Here is a 17,137-nt window from a genome sequence, read left to right on the forward strand (position 1 = left end):
GCCTCAACCCCGATGGAACGCTCAAATGGCGGCTCGGGACGGGGGAGGACGTACGATCCTCCCCCGCGCTGGAAAGCGACGGCGCCGTGTACTTCGGTTCCTATGACAACAGGATGTATATGCGCCTGCCTACGGGTTCCTGGTGGTCATACGTGACGGGGGACGACATCTTCTCCTCGCCCGCGCTGGGGATCGACGGCGCCGTGTACTTCGGCTCTCAAGACAACCATCTCTATTGCCTCAACCCCGATGGAACGCTCAAATGGCAGTTCGGGTCGGGGGGTAAAATAGCTTCCTCCCCCGCGCTGGGGACCGACGGCGCCGTATACTTCGGTTCTTACTCCGGCTATCTGTACTCGCTCAACGCGTCGAATGGGTCTTTCAGGTGGTCGTTCACATCATACACTGTCGAATCCCCTCCTGCCCTGGGGAGCAACGGCCTGGTGTATTTCGGATCAACCGATCGCCGGCTCTATGCGGTCACGGTTGAATGCGGACTGGCCTGGAGCTACGAGACCGGAACAAACATCTATTCGTCCCCGGCAGTGGGCGGCGACAGGAGGATATACGTGGCCTCGTATGACTCGAAATTATACTGCATCGGACAGGAGCCGGCCGCCACCGCGACGCCCACGCCGACGCCGGGCGGTCCGACGCCGACGCCCGGGGGGCCGACGCCGACGCCCGGGGGGCCGACGCCGACGCCGGGCGGGCCGATGCCGATCGTCCTCGCGCCGCAGAAGACGGAGTACGAGACCTCCGACACGATCTCCGTCTACGCGGACGTGTGGCCGTTCTCGACGCCGTGCTACCCGTTCGTGCGCGTCAACATGGCGGACGGGCGGACACTCTACTACCAGCGCAACGTCGGGTTCTCGGCCTCGCCGGTGCCGTACCTGGGGTTCGAGGCGGGGCCGCTGACGGTGTCGTCACCGATACTCGGGTACTTTGCGATCTTCCAGGCGTTCTCGAACATCCCCACGGGCACGTACGTGCTGGAGGGCGGGACGGTGGACGCGACGCGGACGACCTCGGCGTCGAACCTGATATACTTCGGCACGGTGGACCGCTGGACGCTGACGGCGCGTTGATTGACACCCTCCTCGCAGGGCGCACGTACGCGTGCCCTGCGGCGGCCGGACGGCGGACCGGGGGACGCCGGCGGTCAGGCAGGACGATCCCCGGCCTTGGTGCGGCCTTTTGATCTGCGCGGGTATTCTCGCGGGCGAGGATACCCGCGCATCGCGTTCAGCCGGTTGCGGCCGCATGCGACGTCTGCGATAATGAAACAATGATCAACGTCACGAAGCTCGTCTGCGGCGGCGATTTCGCGGGCGACGCGCTGCGCTACGGTCGCGCCGCCGGCGCCGCGCCCGTGGTCGCGTGGAACTGCACGGAGGCGTGCAACCTCGCCTGCCTCCACTGCTACAGCGAGGCGAAGGGGCGGCGCGCAGACGACGAGCTCGCGACCGCCGAGGCGCGGGCGATGATCGAGGATCTCGCGGCGTACGGCGTCCCCGTCCTCCTCTTCTCCGGCGGCGAGCCGCTCCTCAGGCCCGACCTGCGCGCGCTCTCCTCGTTCGCCGTCTCCAAGGGGCTCAGGACGGTCCTCTCCACGAACGGCACCGCCATCGGGGAGGGGGAGGCCGCGGCCCTGAAGAGGGCCGGCTTCTCGTACGTCGGGATCAGCTTCGACGGCGTCGGGGAGGCGCACGACGCCTTTCGCGGCGTCAAGGGGGCGTTCGACAGGGCGGCCGCGGGGATGCGCCGCTGCCGGGATGCGGGGCTCAGGACGGGCGTGAGGTTCACGCTCTCCCGGCGAACGCTCCCGTCGCTCGAGCCGGTCATCGACTTCGCGCGCTCCTCCGGCGCGACCCGCCTCTGCGTCTACCACCTCGTGCCGTGCGGCCGCGGGGAGGGGATGGGGGAGGAGATCCTCCACCCCGGCGAGGCGCGGGAGGCGATGGACCTCCTCGTCCGGGCGGCGCGCGAGGCGCGCAGTTTGGATCCGTCGTTCGAGCTTTTGACCGTGGACAACCACGCCGACGGGGTCTACCTGTATCTCCGCCTGCGCGCGGAGGACCCGGCGCGCGCGGAGGCGGCGCGCGCGCTCCTTCTGCGCGCGGGCGGCAACCGCTCGGGCGTCGGCATCGCCTGCGTCGACGCGGCGGGGAACGTCTTCCCCGACCAGTTCAGCCGGACGCTGCGCGCGGGGAACGTGCGGGAGCGGCCGTTTTCCGAGATCTGGCGCGGCGGCGGCGAACTGCTCCGGCAACTGAGGGACCGCGCGGGGCTCCTCGAGGGGCGGTGCGGGCGCTGCGGGTGGAAGGGGTTCTGCAACGGGAATATGCGCGCCCGCGCGCTCGCCGTGCACGGCCGCCTCTGGGCCGAGGACCCCGCCTGCTACCTGGCTGAGGAGGAGCTGCACGCGCAAGGGCGTGCCTGATGCGTCGCGCTCCCCCTCCGAGTCGACGCTCGTCTGCAGGTGAACCGGTCGCGCGCAACGTTTTGGATGGATTCGGGATGGAAGATCGGCTGAGGGTGCTTTTCTGGGAGACGACGGCGGCGTGCAACCTCGCCTGCCGGCACTGCCGGCGCGGCGAGGCGCGCCTGTCCGCCGCGCCCGGGGAACTCTCGACCGCGGAAGCGCGGGCGCTCATCGGCGAGGTCGCGTCGTGGGCGCGGCCGCTCCTCGTTTTGAGCGGCGGCGAGCCGCTGACGCGCCCCGACATCGTCGAACTGGCCGCCTTCGCGTCGGCGCGCGGCCTCCCCGTGGCGCTCGCCACGAACGGCACGATGGTCGAGCCGGGCGTCGCGGCGGCGCTGAAGAAGGCGGGCGTGAGGCGGGCGAGCGTGAGCCTCGACGGCGCCGGCGCCGAAACGCACGACCGGGTGCGGGGGGTCGAGGGCGCGTTCGAGGCGGCGCTGCGGGGGCTGCGGACGCTCAAGGCCGCCGGGCTGGGCACGCAGGTGAACATGACGGTCTGCCGCGGGAACCGCGCGGATATCCCGGGCGTCTTCCGGCTCGCCGCGCACGAGGGGGCCGACGCGGTCCACCTGTTCGTCCTTGTGCCCGTGGGCTGCGGCCTCGAACTCGCGAGAGACGAGGCGCTCGGCCGCGGCGAGGGGCACGAGCTCTTCAGCTGGTTCCACGCCCGCGCCGGCTCGTACGGTCTCGAGGCGCGGCTCACCTGCGCGCCGCAATACGCCCGCTTCGCCGCCGAGCGCGGTCCCGCCGGTCCGCCTTCCACAACCGGCGGGAGCGCCGCGGGGAGCGGGTGCCTCTGCGGCCGGAGCGTCGTCTTCGTGTCGCACACCGGCGAAATCTTCCCCTGCGGCTACCTGCCCGTATCGGCGGGCTCTGTCCGGCTCGCGGGGCTCGGGGAGATCTGGGACAAGTCAACAGTCCTCCGTTCCCTGCGCGATCCGTCGAGACTCGGGGCGCCCTGCAAGGCGTGCGCGTACCGCGAAATCTGCGGCGGGTGCCGCGCGCGGGCCTACGCCGGGAGCGGGGAGATGCTGGCGGGGGAGGCCGGGTGCACGCCGGGGTGAGGGGGCGGGGCGGGGCGGCGCCGCGAACCGCGCGGCGGAGGCCCGTGTCCATCGTTCCCGCGAGACAACGGAGGAAGATGCGGATGCGCGCAAGGGGGAGGGCGGGGATGCGGCTGGACGCGACCGACCGCCGCGTCCTGGCCGCCTTGCAGGACAGCTTCCCGGTCTGCAGGCGCCCGTACGCCGAGGTCGCGCGGCGGGCGCGCATTTCCGAAAAACGGCTGCTTCACCGCATCGCCGGGTACAAGGCGCAGGGGATCGTCCGGCGCATCGGGCCGCGCTGGGACGCGCGGGCGTGCGGCCTCGACACCGTTCTCGTCGCCGTCTCCGTCCCGCGCCTGAAAGTCCGCGCGGCCGCCGCCCGCATCGGGGCGCTCGCGGGCGTCACGCACAACTACCTCCGGCGCCATCCGCTCAACGTCTGGTTTACGCTCGCGAGCGCGTCGCCGGCGGAGCGGCGCCGGCGGCTGGGGGAGCTGCGGCGCCTGATCCGTCCGCGGCGGATGCTCGTGCTTCCCGCGACGCGCCTCTTCAAGCTCGGCGTGGTTTTCGATCTCGGCGTCCGCGGAGGAAAAGGCGGGGAAATCTCCCGCGGGCCTATCCCGGCGCCGCGCCCGGCCGGCGGGGCGCGCCCCCGCGCGGCGCTTGGGAGGATCCCGAACGACCTGCCGCTCGTTTCGGCGCCGTTCCCGCCGGGGACGGTCGGGGCGGTCCGCGCGTGCCTCGCCTCCGGCCGGATGCGACGGTTCGGCGCCGTGCTCGACGGGCGCGCGCTCGGCCTGGGCTACCACGCGCTCGTCGCCTGGAAGGTGCCGCGGGAGAGGGTGGGGGAGGCGGGGCGGGCCCTGGCCTCGTTCGAGGCCGTGAGCCACTGCTACGCGCGGCGGACCGCCCCGTCCTGGCCGTACGCGCTCTACACGATGGTCCATGCGCGGGACCGGCGGCAGGCGTCGCGCGTCCTGCGGGAGATGTCCGCGGCGGCGAAGGATTCCGGGCGCGCGATACTCGAAACCGTCCGGACGCTGAAGCGCCTCCCGCTCGTCCCGTCGGCGTTCCCCGCCGATCCCGGGCGAGGGGGCCCCTCCGGCCGGCCGTAACGTCTTTTATGCCGTCACCCGGGCCGGTCTGTGGTATAGTGTCCCCCTATTCCAGACGACGCGTTTCGTTGTGCGCATACCCGCGGGAGGAGACCATGTTCAGCATCGGCGATACGATAGTCTACAAGGGGCACGGGCTCGTGAAGGTCGTCGGCGTGCCGCGACAGGGGAGCGCGGACGGGGCGGGGCCCGAGACCTACTTCGTGCTCCACTCCGCCCGGACCCCCCTCGCCGCCACCAAGCTGATGGTGAGGGCGCAGGGCGCCGAGAGGGTGCTGCGTTTCCCGGTCTCCCCCGACGAGGCGCGGCGGATGCTGGAGATCGCCTCCGAGGAGTCCGCCGAGCTCCCCGAGGACCACAAGGAGCGGATGCGGATCATCGACGCGGTCGTCTCGAGGAACGATTCCAACGAGCTGGCGGCGCTCGTGCGGGACTACCGCGAGAGCAAGCTCCTCACCCTGGAGCGGGACGAGGTCAAGCGGATCAAGGCGGTCGCGCGCAACCTGGCCGAGGAGATCTGCCACGTCCTGAAGACGAGCCGTCCCGCCCTGCACGGGAAATTCACGGTGCGGTCGGTGGTGTGAGGGGAGCCGTGGGCGGCACGGATGCCGCGCGCAGCGCATCCTTCGCCAGTTTCCGGAGTTCGGCGGATTCCGCCATGTCGCCGACCGCCTCGGCGAGCGTTTTCGCCACCGCCTCGCTCATCGCCTCGGCGAACCCGCCCCTCCTCTCCTGCGGGACCCGGACGCGCAGCTCCTTCGACCAGACCGCGTTCCCCTTCTCCCGCTGCACCAGCTCCATCGCGAGCGCGCACTCCGCGTACTCGCCGTCCTTCTCCCGCACCTGGTCGAAGGCGAGGATCGTGCACTGGAGGACGAGGTCCGGGTTCCAGGCGCCGTTGGACGGATCCGCCTTCTCGAAGAGGCCCGACTGCCGGAGGGCGTGGCACAACGCCCGCTGCACCATCTCGGCCGGCGGCTCCATCCAGCGGCTGTACTCGTAGAACCCCGCCCGCAACCCCGGGGCGCGGTAGTTCATCTGGTCGAGGTAGCGGGACGGGGCGCGGACGTTGTTGACGGCGACGGTCAGCGGGAGGCGTTCCGCCGCCCTCGGCGGCGACGGCTCCGTGTCGATCAGGTAGTAGTCGGTGCGGATGCGGGAGGCGCACGACGCCGCCCCGAGCGCGATCAGCGCAGCCAGCACTGTTCTCTTCATTCCATCCCCCCGTTTCTCGGTGTCGATCCGCGCGCGGGCGCGCCGGCGCGCGGGGCCCTGTCGTTCAGGCCGCATCCGCCCCCTTCATTTGGCGTGCGGCTCGTGCGGCTCCCGGCGCCCCCAGAAGACCGACGACGGCTCCTCGCTCAGGCGCGAGAAGGCGCGGGTCGCCTGCGCGATCGCCTCGTTCAGGTTCCGCATCGTCCTGGTGATCTCGTATTCGGTGTTCAGGATCGTCCCCCGGGTGGTCTTGAGGAATGCGGTGATCTCCTCAAGCGTCGTGTTGGCGGTCACGATCGCCTCGTCGGCGTTCCGCAGCAGCGATCCGATCCGGTCGGTGTTGACCTCCCCGATCGAGCGGTCGAGCTTGACGAGGATGGTCTGGATGTTCTCCAGTATCTTGGGCAGATCCTGGGTCACGTTCTCCATGATCGAGGTCTTGGAGGGGATGGTCGAGCCGGGCTCGATCGGAGGGGCGCCGGGGTCCCCGCCGCTCAGCTCGACCTGCATCCCGCCCATCAGGTTGCTCATCGCGAGCGTGGCGACGGTTCCCTGGCGGAGGGTGACCCGCCGGGTGGCGATCCCCACGCTCGCGATCACCTCGTTCTGGTCGGAGACCCGGACCTCCCGGACCGTCCCGACCGGGACGCCGCGGTACAGGACCGCGCAGTCCTTCCCGAGTCCGCTCACGCTCTCGGTGAAGAGGATATAGTACGTGTCCATCGGCTCGCGGTTCTTGATCGTCACCATCAGGAAGATGGCGACGATCAGCGCGAGGCCCAAGACCATGAAGACGCCCACCTTGACCTTCTGGTTTTTCGTTGCCATCGGCTCACCCCGTTCCGCCCCTTTTCCGTTACGCCTTACACCGTAGCGACGCCCCGCGCCTCGATCGTCTTGTCCGGCTGCCGGTCGAAGAACTGCCTGACCCGCGCGACGCCGGTCTTCTCCACGTCGGAGACGGTCCCGGTGAAGATGACCCTGCCCCGGTCCAGCATCACGATCCGGTCGGCGATCAGGCGTATCGAGCCGAGGTCGTGCGTGACCACGAACACGGTGATCCCGAGGAGGCGCCGCATCTCGAGGATGAGCTTGTCCAGGCCCGCCGCGATGATCGGGTCGAGGCTGGTCGACGGCTCGTCGAAGAAGACGATCCGGGGATCCATCGCGATCGCGCGGGCGAAGCCGACGCGCTTCTTCATCCCCCCGGAAAGCTCGTCCGGCATCAGGTCGCCGGTGCCCGACAGCCCGACCAGGTCGAGTTTGATGCCGACCAGGATCTCCCTGAGCTCCTGGTCCATATCCCCGTACTCCTCCATCGGCAGGGAGATGTTCTCGCCCACGGTCATCGAGTTGAAGAGGGCGCCGGACTGGAACGCGATCCCCAGCTTCCGGAGGAGCTCGGCGAGCTCCTCCTCGTCCATCGCGGTGATCTCCCTCCCCCAGTAGCGGATCGAGCCCGAGACCGGCCGCAAGAGACCGACCATGTTCTTCAGGAGGGTGGATTTCCCGCAGCCGGACCCGCCGATCACCGCGATGATCTCCCCTTCGTACACGTCCATGGAGACGCGGTCGAGGACGAGGTAGTCCCCGTAGCCCGCCACGAGGTCGCGCACCTCCACGATCGGTTTCCGTTCCACCGCGCCCCCCTAGAGGAAGTAGTAGAAGATCGTCGTGAACAGCAGGTCCGCGACCACGATCAAGAAGACGTCCATCACGACCGCCCGCGTGGTCGCCATCCCCACCCCCCGCACACCCCCGGTGACGCGGAGGCCGTTATGGCAGCCGACCATCACGATGATGACGGCGAAGCTGAACGCCTTGACCCCCCCCTGCACCAGGTCGCGGACGGTGGAGGCCTGGATCGTCTGTTCCCACCATCGGTCGAAGGTGAAGTCGAGGGATATGGCGTTCAAAAAGAACCCCCCCGCGACGCCGGTCACGAACCCTATGGCGGTGAGGATCGGCACCGCGACGAGGGTCGCGAGCACCTTCGGGGCGATGAGGAACTTCGACACGCTCAACCCCATCCCCTTCAGGGCGTCGATCTCCTCGTAGACCTTCATCGTGGCGAGCTCCGCGGCGATCGCCGAGCCGGTGCGGGCGGAGACCACGATCCCGGTCATGATCGGGGCGAGTTCCCGGGCGAACCCCATCACCACGAGGCTCGCGACGTAGATCTGAACCCCGAAGGTGGATGCCTGGGCGGCCGAGAGCATCGCGATGACGAGGCCGAGAAGGAAGTTGAGGAGGGAGACGATGCCGATGGCGCGGATGCCGATATCCTCGATCTCGGTGACGAGCCCCTTCCACCGCAGTCCCCTTCCCTCGAACGGCGCGATGAACGACCAGTAGACGGCGTCCACGGCGAGACGCCACGCGTCCAGGAGCTCCTCCCGGGCGCGGAACGCCTTGTTCCCCAGCGATTCAAGGAAACCGGCCGAGGCGGGCGGGCGCGGCCGGTCCTCGGCGAAGCTTTTCGAGAGGAGCTCGATGACCTCGGCGGCCTCCCCGCATTCCCCGCGGAGCCCGACCTGCGCGCCGCGGCGCCGCGCGGCCCGCACGGCGCGGATGAGCCAGGCGCATCCCCGGCTGTCCAGACGCTCCAGTTCCGAGAGATCGAGCGCGATGCGGGACGCCCCCCCGCCGGCGGCGCGCACGATCTCCTCGAGCAGCCGGCGCCCCTCCCGGTCGGAGAGCGGGCCGGGGACGAGGATGACGGTTTCCGGCGCCTCGGCGGCGCCCGGTGCCTGTTGCATGGCCTGAATCAAACCGCCTTTCCCGGGGAAGACGGGCGGGGCCGCGGGCCTAGCGGCGGCGCCTTTGCTGGTACCAGACCCCCGACTCCCTGAGTTCATGCCGCGGGATCGAGTATTTCTCCACGAGCGCGGAGACCTCGTTCAGGCGCTCCGCCTGCATCCGTTCCCGGACGGCGTCGAGGGAGCCCGTCTCGAGCTCCCGTATGCGCCGGGTGAACCGTTCCTGCCGTTCCGGGCCTGCCGCCGCCGCGCGCTCCCGGATGTCGCTGAGCATCGCGTTGCGCCGCGCGACGACCTCCTCGTCGGAGGGCCTGGCGGAGAGCGCGGCCACGCACGCCGCGCTGTCGCGGCGAAACTGCTCGCGCATCCCTGAGGGGATGAACGCTTCGTACTGCTCCGCAAAGGAACGCAGGTTGACCGCGACCTCGCGCGCCTCGGGTTGCCAGCTGCTCCTCGGCGGCGGCTCGATCCCCGCGGCGGCGAGCTCCTCGCGGGGGATCTCGTATTCGTCGAGGAGCCGGTTCATGGTCTGGATGCCGTCGAGGCGGTGGTAGTAGTCGAGCACCCCCGGAAGGTCCTCGGCGCTCGCCCCTTCGATCATCGAGATCCGTTCCCTGAGCTGGAGGCGCTCGCGCTCGCTCGTTGCGGCCTCGGCCCGGGCGCGGAGGTCCCGAAGGGCGGCGTCCTTTCTCTGCGAGGCCGGGAGGGCGTGCGTGTCGTCCCTGAGGAGGGCGAGGTAGGCGGAGAAGTCGCTGCGGAACCGCGCCCGCCTCCCCTCGTCGATGAGCCCCTCGTAGTCCTGGATGAACGCCTCGACGAGGGAGGCGACGGTCTCCTCCTCCTCGGCGGCGGGATCGACCGGCTCGGCGAGGGCGGCGAGGGCCTGCGCCGGGGAGGCCGAATCCTGCGCCTGCGGGGAGGCCCGGGGCGGGATGCCGGGGGCGTCCGCGCCGGCGGGGAACTGCCGGGCGGCGGCCAGCTCGGCGCGGAGCCGCCGCAACTCCGCCTCGTAGCCGATGAGGCGCTGCTCGTAGCGGGCTCGGTCGGCGCGCCGCGCCGCGTCGAGGTCGGCGATCTTCCGCCGGGTCTCCTCGCGCAACGAGAAGTAACGCGGGCGGTAGTCGTCGGGCTTCCCGCACCCGGCGGCGAGCAGCGCCGCCGCGAGGGCGAGGAGCGCCGCGGCGGGGGTGGTGCGCGTCCTCATCACGGATAGCATTCTAGCACGGCGAGGCGGGCTTGGGAACGTCGAAAGGAGGTGCGGTGTTTGACCGGGAAGGCTGTCCGTGCTACCATGCTCCCTGCCGCCGTCGCGAAGGCGGTCCTGTCCGGGGGGAAGCGCGCGATGCGAACGAAAACGTCTTCGGGGCGCCTCCCGCGGTTCGTCGCGGCGATCGCCGTCCTCTCCGCCCTCTCCGCCCCCCGCGTCGCGTCTGCCCAGGGAGCCCCGGGCGGCGCCGCGAGACGGATCAACGACGTCGTGATCCTCCGCGGGCGCCAGGTCTCGGGGATGCTCGGCGCCCGTTACGAGCGAATCGGGGCGTTCGCCGTGAAGAACGGGCGCCTCGATCCCGCCCCGTTCCAGATAGACGAGCGGGACAGGGACGGCGCGCTGATCTACACGACCTACGGCGGGGGGACGACCGGGAAGAGGCGCGGCGCGCTCGGCCCGGCGGACGAGATCCTCTTCCTGTACCGGGACGCGGGGGAGAAGAGGGGAGGGGAGCCCCTTCCCGCGGGGGCGGTCGAAGGGGCGGAGATCACCGTCTCGGATCCGCTGGGCGGGCCCGAACGCCGGCTCTACCTCTTTGCCTTCGAGAAGACGGCGCCGCGGTCGGAGACCGACTACGTAACCTACGACCCGCGGAGGGACTGGGTGACGAGCCCCTACTACGTCCTCGGCTTCCCGTACCGAAAGGCGATACAGGTCCCGTCGTTCTTCGCCCTGACGGAGGCGGCGGGGGGTGACGGCCGCAACATCTACGACCTGTACAAGCTCCGCCTGACGCTCGACCTGAAGCTGCTCGGGGAGGCGACCTGGACGCAGGACGACTTCTCCTGCACGCCGGTCGGATACGTGGACGGCCCCGTGCGGGTCTCGCGGCGGGTCAAGAGCGCCCTGAGACTGGCCGGCCCCTTCCACAGCGCGACGATCGACAGCGACAGCGCCTACTACCCGTACCATTGCGAGTTCCCGTCGCTCCTCCAGATCCCGTTCCCCCTGAGCGCCATCGCCCGCAGCGTCACGATGCGGATCACCGACGACCTCTCCCCGGAGGCGAAGGGGATGACCTGGTGCAACGAGCGGAACAGGAGCGGCATCGCGATCACCGGGAAGCCGGGGGGAGAGGCGGCGCTCGATTCGGGGCCGTACCGGTGGAAGCTCGCGCACGGCCCGCAGGGGACGATCATGACGCTCACGATCTTCGACCCGGGGATGGCGATGATCGGGAAGAAGCTCTTCTACTCCGACGACGAGGCGACGCCGGACGAACCGTGCCAATTCAAGGGCCAGATCGCCAACTCGGGCTACACGCTCACCAGCATCGAGTCGATGCCCAAGGGGAACTACACCTTCACCGTCTACGTCTTCTGTCCCGTGCGCTACGTGCCCGGCGGGGAGCAGGCGTACCTCGACTCCGTCCTGCACCCGCTCGCCGTCTCGGTCGCCGTGGTCCCGGCGGCCGAGGCGGGGGCCGCATCCCCGCGCCCCTGACCTTCCCTCCCGCCCTCCCCAACGCGTGCGTTTTCGTGACAGGCGCCGATTCCCCGTGCCTTTCCCCCCCCGCGTCGGGTATACTTTCCCCCCTCCCCTCGCCCTATTCGGAGCATGCCGCATGCCCAGCAGAATCGTCGCCATCGCCCGGTCGCGCGCGGCGCTCGCCGCGGTCTTCCTCGTCGCGGGGCTCGTCGCCGGCCCGCGCGTCGAGCGGTTCCTCTCGAACCTGCGCGTCCGCGTCGTCAAGGTGTCGTTCGAGGGGCCGGCGAACAAGGCCCTCGCCGGGAAGGTCTACTACCCGGCCTCCTTGCTCCGGCGGCCCCGGCACGGCGTCCTCTTCTGTCACGGGACGCTCCCCGACGGCAAGGACACCGCGTTCTACCGCGCCCTGATGAAGGGGCTCGCGCGCCGCGGCTACCTCGTCTTCGGTTTCGACCTGCGCGGGTTCGGGAAGTCGCCCTCGATCTCCAATATCGGCCGCCCGGTGGGGCTCGATTTCACGGCGGACGCGAAGGCGGCGATAGCCTACATGACGGAGCAGCTCCCCGTCAGGCGCGACACGCTCACCATCATGGGGCACTCGCTGGGGGCGGCGATCGCGTTCGCGACCGGGGCGACGGACGAGCGGGTTGCGAACATCATCGCCATCTCCGCGGGCAACTTCCCTTCCCCGGGGAAGTACCGCGAGATCGACAAGAGGGATTACCTCGCCAAGATCAAGCGCGCCACCGGTCTGGATATCCCCCCCAGGGAGTGGGACCGGATGGCGGGCCCGCTGGCGCTCTTCCAGCACCTCCCGCTCCCGGCCCGCAAGAAGGTGCTGATCGTGCTCGCGGACTGCGATTCGAAGGCGGTCATCGACTACAACCGGCGGCTCTACGACGAGCTGAACGTGCAGAAGGACATGCTGATCATCCCGGACAGCAACCACAACTTCGGCTACGAGGATTTCCCGGGCAACGAGAGGATCTCCGAACCGCCGCTCAGGATGCTGACGCAGGGGATAGAGAACTGGCTCGACTCAATCTGCGCCGATCCCGCGGATGCGCCGCCGCCTGCCGGCTGAGGTCCCCGCGTGCGCGGCGCGCCTCCTCGTCACCCGTTCTCCCCGGGCCGCCTGCGAGGACGGGGCTTTCGCGGCGGCGCCCCCCCCGTCAGTTCCGGCCGGGGACGTTCAGCGCGCCCTCGCGACCGTCCTGCCGGGGCGGCTGATGATCGTCCGCGCGTCGGCCGGCGCCCCGCGCGGCAGCCCCGCGAGGCCCGCCGCCCGCCGTGCGCTCGACCGCGACGAGACGCCGCGCGGCGAACCGTTTCGCGGAGACCGGGCTGTGCGCGCGGATATGGTCGCGCAGCATATCGCGCGCGATGATGCCGGTGTCGGTGAGGGCGCTCCCTTCCGCGACCAGGTCCCGGATGAATCCCCACTTCACGAGGTAGGTGTTGAGCGCCACGAGGTAGACCTCCTCGTCGTCCAGGGGCGTTTCGCCGCAGGCGGCCGCAGATAGCCGCGCGTTGCGGGGGGCGGACGGGTCGTAGTCGACCGTGAGACCCGAGAACCTGAGGTTGTCGGGCCGGCGGAATGAGAGGACCCTCTCCAGTATCCCCCGGACCTGCTTCCCGGTGAGGCGGACGGTCCAGAGCGTGTCGTCGAACGGGATGATCGCGTAGACGTCGCGGTACCTGATCTCCCCCTCGAGCAGGGGGCCGCGGATGCCGTGCCGCTGGTTGAAGGCGATCTGCGCCCCGGTCGCCTCCCGCATCCCGTCGGCGATCATCTCGCCGAGCATCGCGACCCCCTCCCGATTCTTCAGGAAATCGGACTCAGACCAGCCGACGATCTCGTCGAAGCGATTCCCCGCCCTCGCACGCCACCTGTCCACGCGCGCCTCCATCGCGGCGTCGGGGGCGCACCGATTCTCCGTGAGGGGGATGAGCGCGTAGTCGTACCGTGCCACCCGCTTCGACCGAGGATCCAGCGTCAGATCGAGCTTCCCGAGGTATCTGCCGTAGCTTCCCGGTTGGAGGATGAGCGTGCCGTGCTCGGGCGAGCGGAACGGCTCACGCAGCGCCAGGTGCGAATGACCGCCGAGGATCAGGTCGACGCCTTCGACCTTTCGGGCTAACCGCTTGTCCCCGTTCAGCCCGAGATGGCTCAGGACGATTACGAGGCCGGCGCGGTCGCGCCGCAGCGCGTCGACGGAGTTCCCGAGCTGTTCCTCCGGCTCCAGGCAGACGATGCTCGCGGCCGTCCCGGGTATCGGCATCGGCGTCGAATCCTCCAGCGTGACCCCCGCCACGCCCACCCGCACGGCGCCGCAGTCCTTGACGATGTGCGGCCGGAGAAAGGCGGGCGTCTGCCCCGTCTCCCGCACGATCACATTTGCCCCGAGGAACGGGAACGCGGCCCGCTCCGCGAGCCCGCGCAGGCGCGCAACGCCCCCGTCCCAGTCGTGGTTTCCGACGGCGAGGGCGTCGTAGCCCAGCGCGTTCATCACCTCGACGAGGGCCTGTCCCCCCGAGGAGTCCCCCTCCGGCGTCCCCATGTAGAAGTCCCCCGCGTCGAGGAGGAGGGTGGGGATTCCCCTGCGGGCGTTCTCCTCCCTGATCTTCTTCACGCAGCCGGCTAAAACCGCCGCTCCGCCGATCCGATGCCTCTCGCCGGCGACCCTCTGGGGGAGGATGTGGCCGTGGATGTCGCTTGTGTGGAGGATGCAGAGGGACGGAGGCGGGGCGGGCTCGACGAGGCGGCAGCCGGCGCAGAGGGCTATCGCGAAGAGAAGCAGGAGGCGAACGGGCCGTTTCATATCGCGTCGATCTCCGTCGGCACAATGAGTTCCCCGGCGCGGGGGAGCGGGGGCCGATCCCGGCTATCGGCGGGGATCCCGCTTCGTTTGGCGCCTGACCGCATTTCCGTTTTCGGCCTCCGACAACGCCTCCGCCTTCCGCCGGTACGCGAACGACCCGCCGTAGTCGCGCTCGTGCAGGGAGAGCTTCGACATCAGCCGGTAGATCCGCGCGGCGTCCCGTCCCGCGAGCTCTGCGCACCGCGCCATTCGCTCCAGCGTCTCGGCGGCGAGGCGGGGCGCGAGGAACGAGCGGAGCATCAGGTACCTTTTCAGCAAAAGGCCGGCGGCGACCTCCAGCGTTCGGATGTCCCGGTCGCCTCCGCGGATGCGCTCCTCGATTTCGCAGAGCCGGGCGTGGAGCGGGGCCAGGTCCGAGGCGAGCCAGGAGAGGAACAGCTCCCGGTCCCCCGGCGCCTCCCGGCGTAGCGTATCGAGGACCGGGAGGGAGAGGTAGGCGAAGTATCCGCCCTTCGCCTTCTTCAGGAAGCCGAGCAGGTTCCTCAGGGCGTCGGCGGGGACGGGGCCGGTTTCGAGGTACGGCTTCAGCAGGAGGTCGTGTTTCGCGGCGGCGTACGGGCGCTCGTCGAGGTGCTGGAGGTAGGTCCTGACGTACGATCCGGTATAGAGGGCGCGCGGGGCGCGGTACTCGAGGAGGGGGGAGTAGACGCTCTGCACGACCGGCTCGCTCCGCACCGAGCCGCGAAGGCCGGCGTCGGAGGCGATCTGGAGGCAGAGGAGCGTGAACAGGTCCTTCAGGCCGATGGGCTGCAGTTGCTCCTGCAGGCGCGGCGAGGCGAGGCGCCTCGCGGACGCCTCCAGATCCGGCTCCAGGCGGCCGCGCGATCCGATGAGGAGCGTGTTGTTCCCGTCGATCTCCCAGAGCGACGCGTGCGGGAAGACGGAGAGGAACGTCTTGACGACGATCTTGAACGTGTCGTCGTCCAACTCGTACGTCTGGACCCACTGCGCCATCACCCCCCGTTCCTTCAGGATGCCGAGACAGTCCCTGAAATGCTCGGCGGAGAACAGGTCGCCGACGCCGCTCATCCAGGGGTTGGACGGTTCCGAGATGATCAGGTCGTACGCCGCGCCGGTCCGCTGCACGTAGGTCCGGGCGTCCTCGAGGAAGAGGCGCAGGCGCGGCTCCTCGAGCACGCGATCGTTCACCTCGGAGAAGAACGCGGACGCCTCGGCGACCTCCGCGGAGAGCTCGACGACGTCCAGGGTCTTGATCGGATGGCGCGCGGCCGCCCCCGCCGTGACCCCCGCGCCGAGCCCGATGACCAGCACGTCCTCTGCACACGGCAGGAGCGTCAGCGGGAGGTGCGCCAGGAGGAGCTGCGTGGACATATCCCCCCCCGTGGAGGCGTCCACCTTTCCGTTCACCAACAGGGCCCGGTACTCGTCGCCTCCGTCGATCACGGCCACGGTCGCGTTCGCCCCGTCCCGGTAGTAGAGGAGGTTCCGTCCCGCCTCGATCGCGCTCGGGGAGGGGTACACGGGGGTGTCCTCCGGCCTGAACACCTGCAGGGTGAAGTGGGCGTTGTTCCAGGCCGGCACGAGCGCCCGATAGCCGGCGAACGCCGCGACGAGGAGAAGGCAGAAGGCGGTTTTTCGCGCGGCGGACGGAACGCGGTCCACAGCTACGATGAGGATGCCGAGCCCCAGGTTGGCCGCGATGCCGAGCTCCATCGTCGTCTTCAGGCCGAGGGCGGGGATGAGGGCGAGCCCCGTTCCGAGAGCCCCCGCGATGTTCCCCGCCGTGTTGGCGGCGAAGACGCCGCCGACGCCCCGCCCGAGCCGCGCCTGCCCGTGGGGCACCACGATGCCCGCGAGCGGGAGGGTCATGCCGAGGAAGACGGTCGGCGGCAGGATCACGAGAAACGAGACGAGCAGCTTCAGCCCCTCGTAGAGCGGAAAGGAGGCGGGGCTCTTCGAGAGCAGGTCCGAGAGGCGCATGAACAGGTACGGGAGCCGCTCGTAGAACGGGATGGAGAGGATGAGGAGGAGCCCGGCGCAGGCCTCGCACAGGCCGAGCGCGCGGAACGCGGCGTTCTCTCGCGGCGGGCGCCGCGAGACGATGAAGGCGCCGATCGTGATGCCGGAGATGAACGTGGCCAGGACCGCCGAGAACGAGTACGTCGAGGAGCCCAACACGAGCGAGAGCAGCCGGATCCAGACCAGCTCGTACAGCATCGCCGCCGCTCCCGAGACGAAGAGCGCGGCGAGGGCGATCGCGGCGAGGAGAGGCGGATACGGGCGGGGCGCAGCCCCGGCCGCCGCCCCTTCGCCCGGCAAGGGCGCCGTCCGGCGCCCCGAGACGAGCCGGATGCCCAGCACGGCGCCGCCGACCGCCAGGTTGACCGCCGCCGCGGCCAGGAGCGTGAAGCCGAGGCCGAGGCGGTGGACAAGGTAGTAGCCGCAGGCGAGCGTCCCCAGCACGGCGCCGAAACTGTTGAGGTAGTAGAGGCGCGCCACCGTTCTCCCGCGCGCGGAGAAGGAGGAGGTGAGGGCGGCGCTCAGGACCGGGATGGTTCCGCCCATCAGGATGGTCGGCGGGAGCATGATCGCCGCGCCGATGGCGCAGAGCAGGGCGGTGAGCTGCCACGACTGCGGGGGCCATGTCCGGACCGCCGCGAGGTAGAGGGTCCTCGAGAAGGCGACGAGGCGGGGCGTCCAGACGCAGAAGAGGGCGATGCCGATCTCCGCGAGGGCGTAGAGGAGGAGTTTCTCGCGCATCCGGTCGGCCAGCCGCCCGAGGGAGAAGGCGCCCAGCGCGAGCCCCCCCATGAACGTCGCCAGCACGACGGTGTAGGCGTGGGTCGTGTTGCCGAACAGGATGGCGAGGTACCTGGCCCAGAGCACCTCGTAGACGAGCCCGGCGGCCCCCGAGAGGAGGACGCAGACCCACAAAAGCGCGGAGATCGGGCGTCGGTTCATCCGGTGCGGCCG

General features: G+C 70.2%; 14 protein-coding genes. 7 read left to right on the forward strand and 7 right to left on the reverse strand.

All coding sequences use genetic code 11. The features are described 5' to 3' along the window. From GXY35_05570 to GXY35_05590, 5 genes are all read left to right on the forward strand, one after another. A partial coding sequence (locus GXY35_05570) for a PQQ-like beta-propeller repeat protein (protein NLW94045.1) occupies nt 1–1,091 on the forward strand: 1,091 nt, incomplete at its 5' end. A gap of 200 nt (nt 1,092–1,291) precedes the next feature. After that, the gene (locus GXY35_05575) at nt 1,292–2,446 is read left to right on the forward strand and encodes a radical SAM protein (protein NLW94046.1); all 1,155 of its coding nucleotides are present in this window, start codon (nt 1,292–1,294) and stop codon (nt 2,444–2,446) included. 77 nt (nt 2,447–2,523) lie between these two features. After that, nucleotides 2,524–3,552, forward strand: a complete 1,029-nt coding sequence (locus GXY35_05580; GenBank protein ID NLW94047.1) for a radical SAM protein — start codon at nt 2,524–2,526, stop codon at nt 3,550–3,552. Between the two features lie 83 nt (nt 3,553–3,635). Then, nucleotides 3,636–4,649, forward strand: a complete 1,014-nt coding sequence (locus tag GXY35_05585) for an Lrp/AsnC family transcriptional regulator (protein NLW94048.1) — start codon at nt 3,636–3,638, stop codon at nt 4,647–4,649. A gap of 95 nt (nt 4,650–4,744) precedes the next feature. Next, complete coding sequence (locus tag GXY35_05590; GenBank protein NLW94049.1) at nt 4,745–5,233, forward strand: hypothetical protein; 489 nt, start codon at nt 4,745–4,747, stop codon at nt 5,231–5,233. On the opposite strand, the gene GXY35_05595 is transcribed toward GXY35_05590, so the two are convergent. The 5 genes from GXY35_05595 to GXY35_05615 all read right to left on the reverse strand — a co-directional run bounded on the left by GXY35_05595 (nt 5,211) and on the right by GXY35_05615 (nt 9,827). Further along, nucleotides 5,211–5,864: a hypothetical protein gene (locus GXY35_05595; GenBank protein ID NLW94050.1), complete on the reverse strand. Its 654-nt coding sequence runs from the start codon at nt 5,862–5,864 to the stop codon at nt 5,211–5,213. The two genes, GXY35_05590 and GXY35_05595, sit on opposite strands and share 23 nt — an antisense overlap. 84 nt (nt 5,865–5,948) lie before the next feature. Then, a complete protein-coding gene (locus GXY35_05600) occupies nt 5,949–6,692 on the reverse strand; it encodes an MCE family protein (GenBank protein ID NLW94051.1) in 744 nt (247 codons plus the stop codon). Between the two features lie 35 nt (nt 6,693–6,727). Continuing rightward, nucleotides 6,728–7,426: an ATP-binding cassette domain-containing protein gene (locus GXY35_05605; protein NLW94052.1), complete on the reverse strand. Its 699-nt coding sequence runs from the start codon at nt 7,424–7,426 to the stop codon at nt 6,728–6,730. A gap of 87 nt (nt 7,427–7,513) precedes the next feature. Next, nucleotides 7,514–8,623 carry an STAS domain-containing protein gene (locus GXY35_05610; GenBank protein ID NLW94053.1) on the reverse strand — a complete coding sequence of 370 codons (1,110 nt, stop codon included), beginning with the start codon at nt 8,621–8,623 and terminating at the stop codon, nt 7,514–7,516. Nucleotides 8,624–8,672: 49 nt separating this feature from the next. Then, nucleotides 8,673–9,827 (reverse strand): hypothetical protein, encoded by a 1,155-nt coding sequence (locus GXY35_05615; GenBank protein NLW94054.1) that lies wholly within the window; start codon nt 9,825–9,827, stop codon nt 8,673–8,675. Between the two features lie 138 nt (nt 9,828–9,965). Here GXY35_05615 and GXY35_05620 point away from each other — a divergent pair, with 138 nt between their 5' ends. Continuing rightward, nucleotides 9,966–11,336 carry a hypothetical protein gene (locus GXY35_05620; protein NLW94055.1) on the forward strand — a complete coding sequence of 457 codons (1,371 nt, stop codon included), beginning with the start codon at nt 9,966–9,968 and terminating at the stop codon, nt 11,334–11,336. 121 nt (nt 11,337–11,457) lie between these two features. Next, complete coding sequence (locus tag GXY35_05625; protein NLW94056.1) at nt 11,458–12,405, forward strand: alpha/beta hydrolase; 948 nt, start codon at nt 11,458–11,460, stop codon at nt 12,403–12,405. Nucleotides 12,406–12,493: 88 nt separating this feature from the next. Here the strand turns inward: GXY35_05625 and GXY35_05630 are convergent, their stop codons facing one another. Both GXY35_05630 and GXY35_05635 read right to left on the reverse strand, forming a co-directional pair. Then, nucleotides 12,494–14,143, reverse strand: coding sequence for a bifunctional metallophosphatase/5'-nucleotidase (locus GXY35_05630; GenBank protein ID NLW94057.1), 1,650 nt, complete (start codon nt 14,141–14,143; stop codon nt 12,494–12,496). A gap of 63 nt (nt 14,144–14,206) precedes the next feature. Next, the gene (locus GXY35_05635; GenBank protein NLW94058.1) at nt 14,207–17,125 is read right to left on the reverse strand and encodes a fused MFS/spermidine synthase; all 2,919 of its coding nucleotides are present in this window, start codon (nt 17,123–17,125) and stop codon (nt 14,207–14,209) included. Nucleotides 17,126–17,137: the final 12 nt, after the last annotated feature.

It is taken from the genome of Chlamydiota bacterium, from assembly GCA_012729785.1.
GTDB lineage: Bacteria > Auribacterota > Tritonobacteria > UBA1439 > UBA1439 > UBA1439.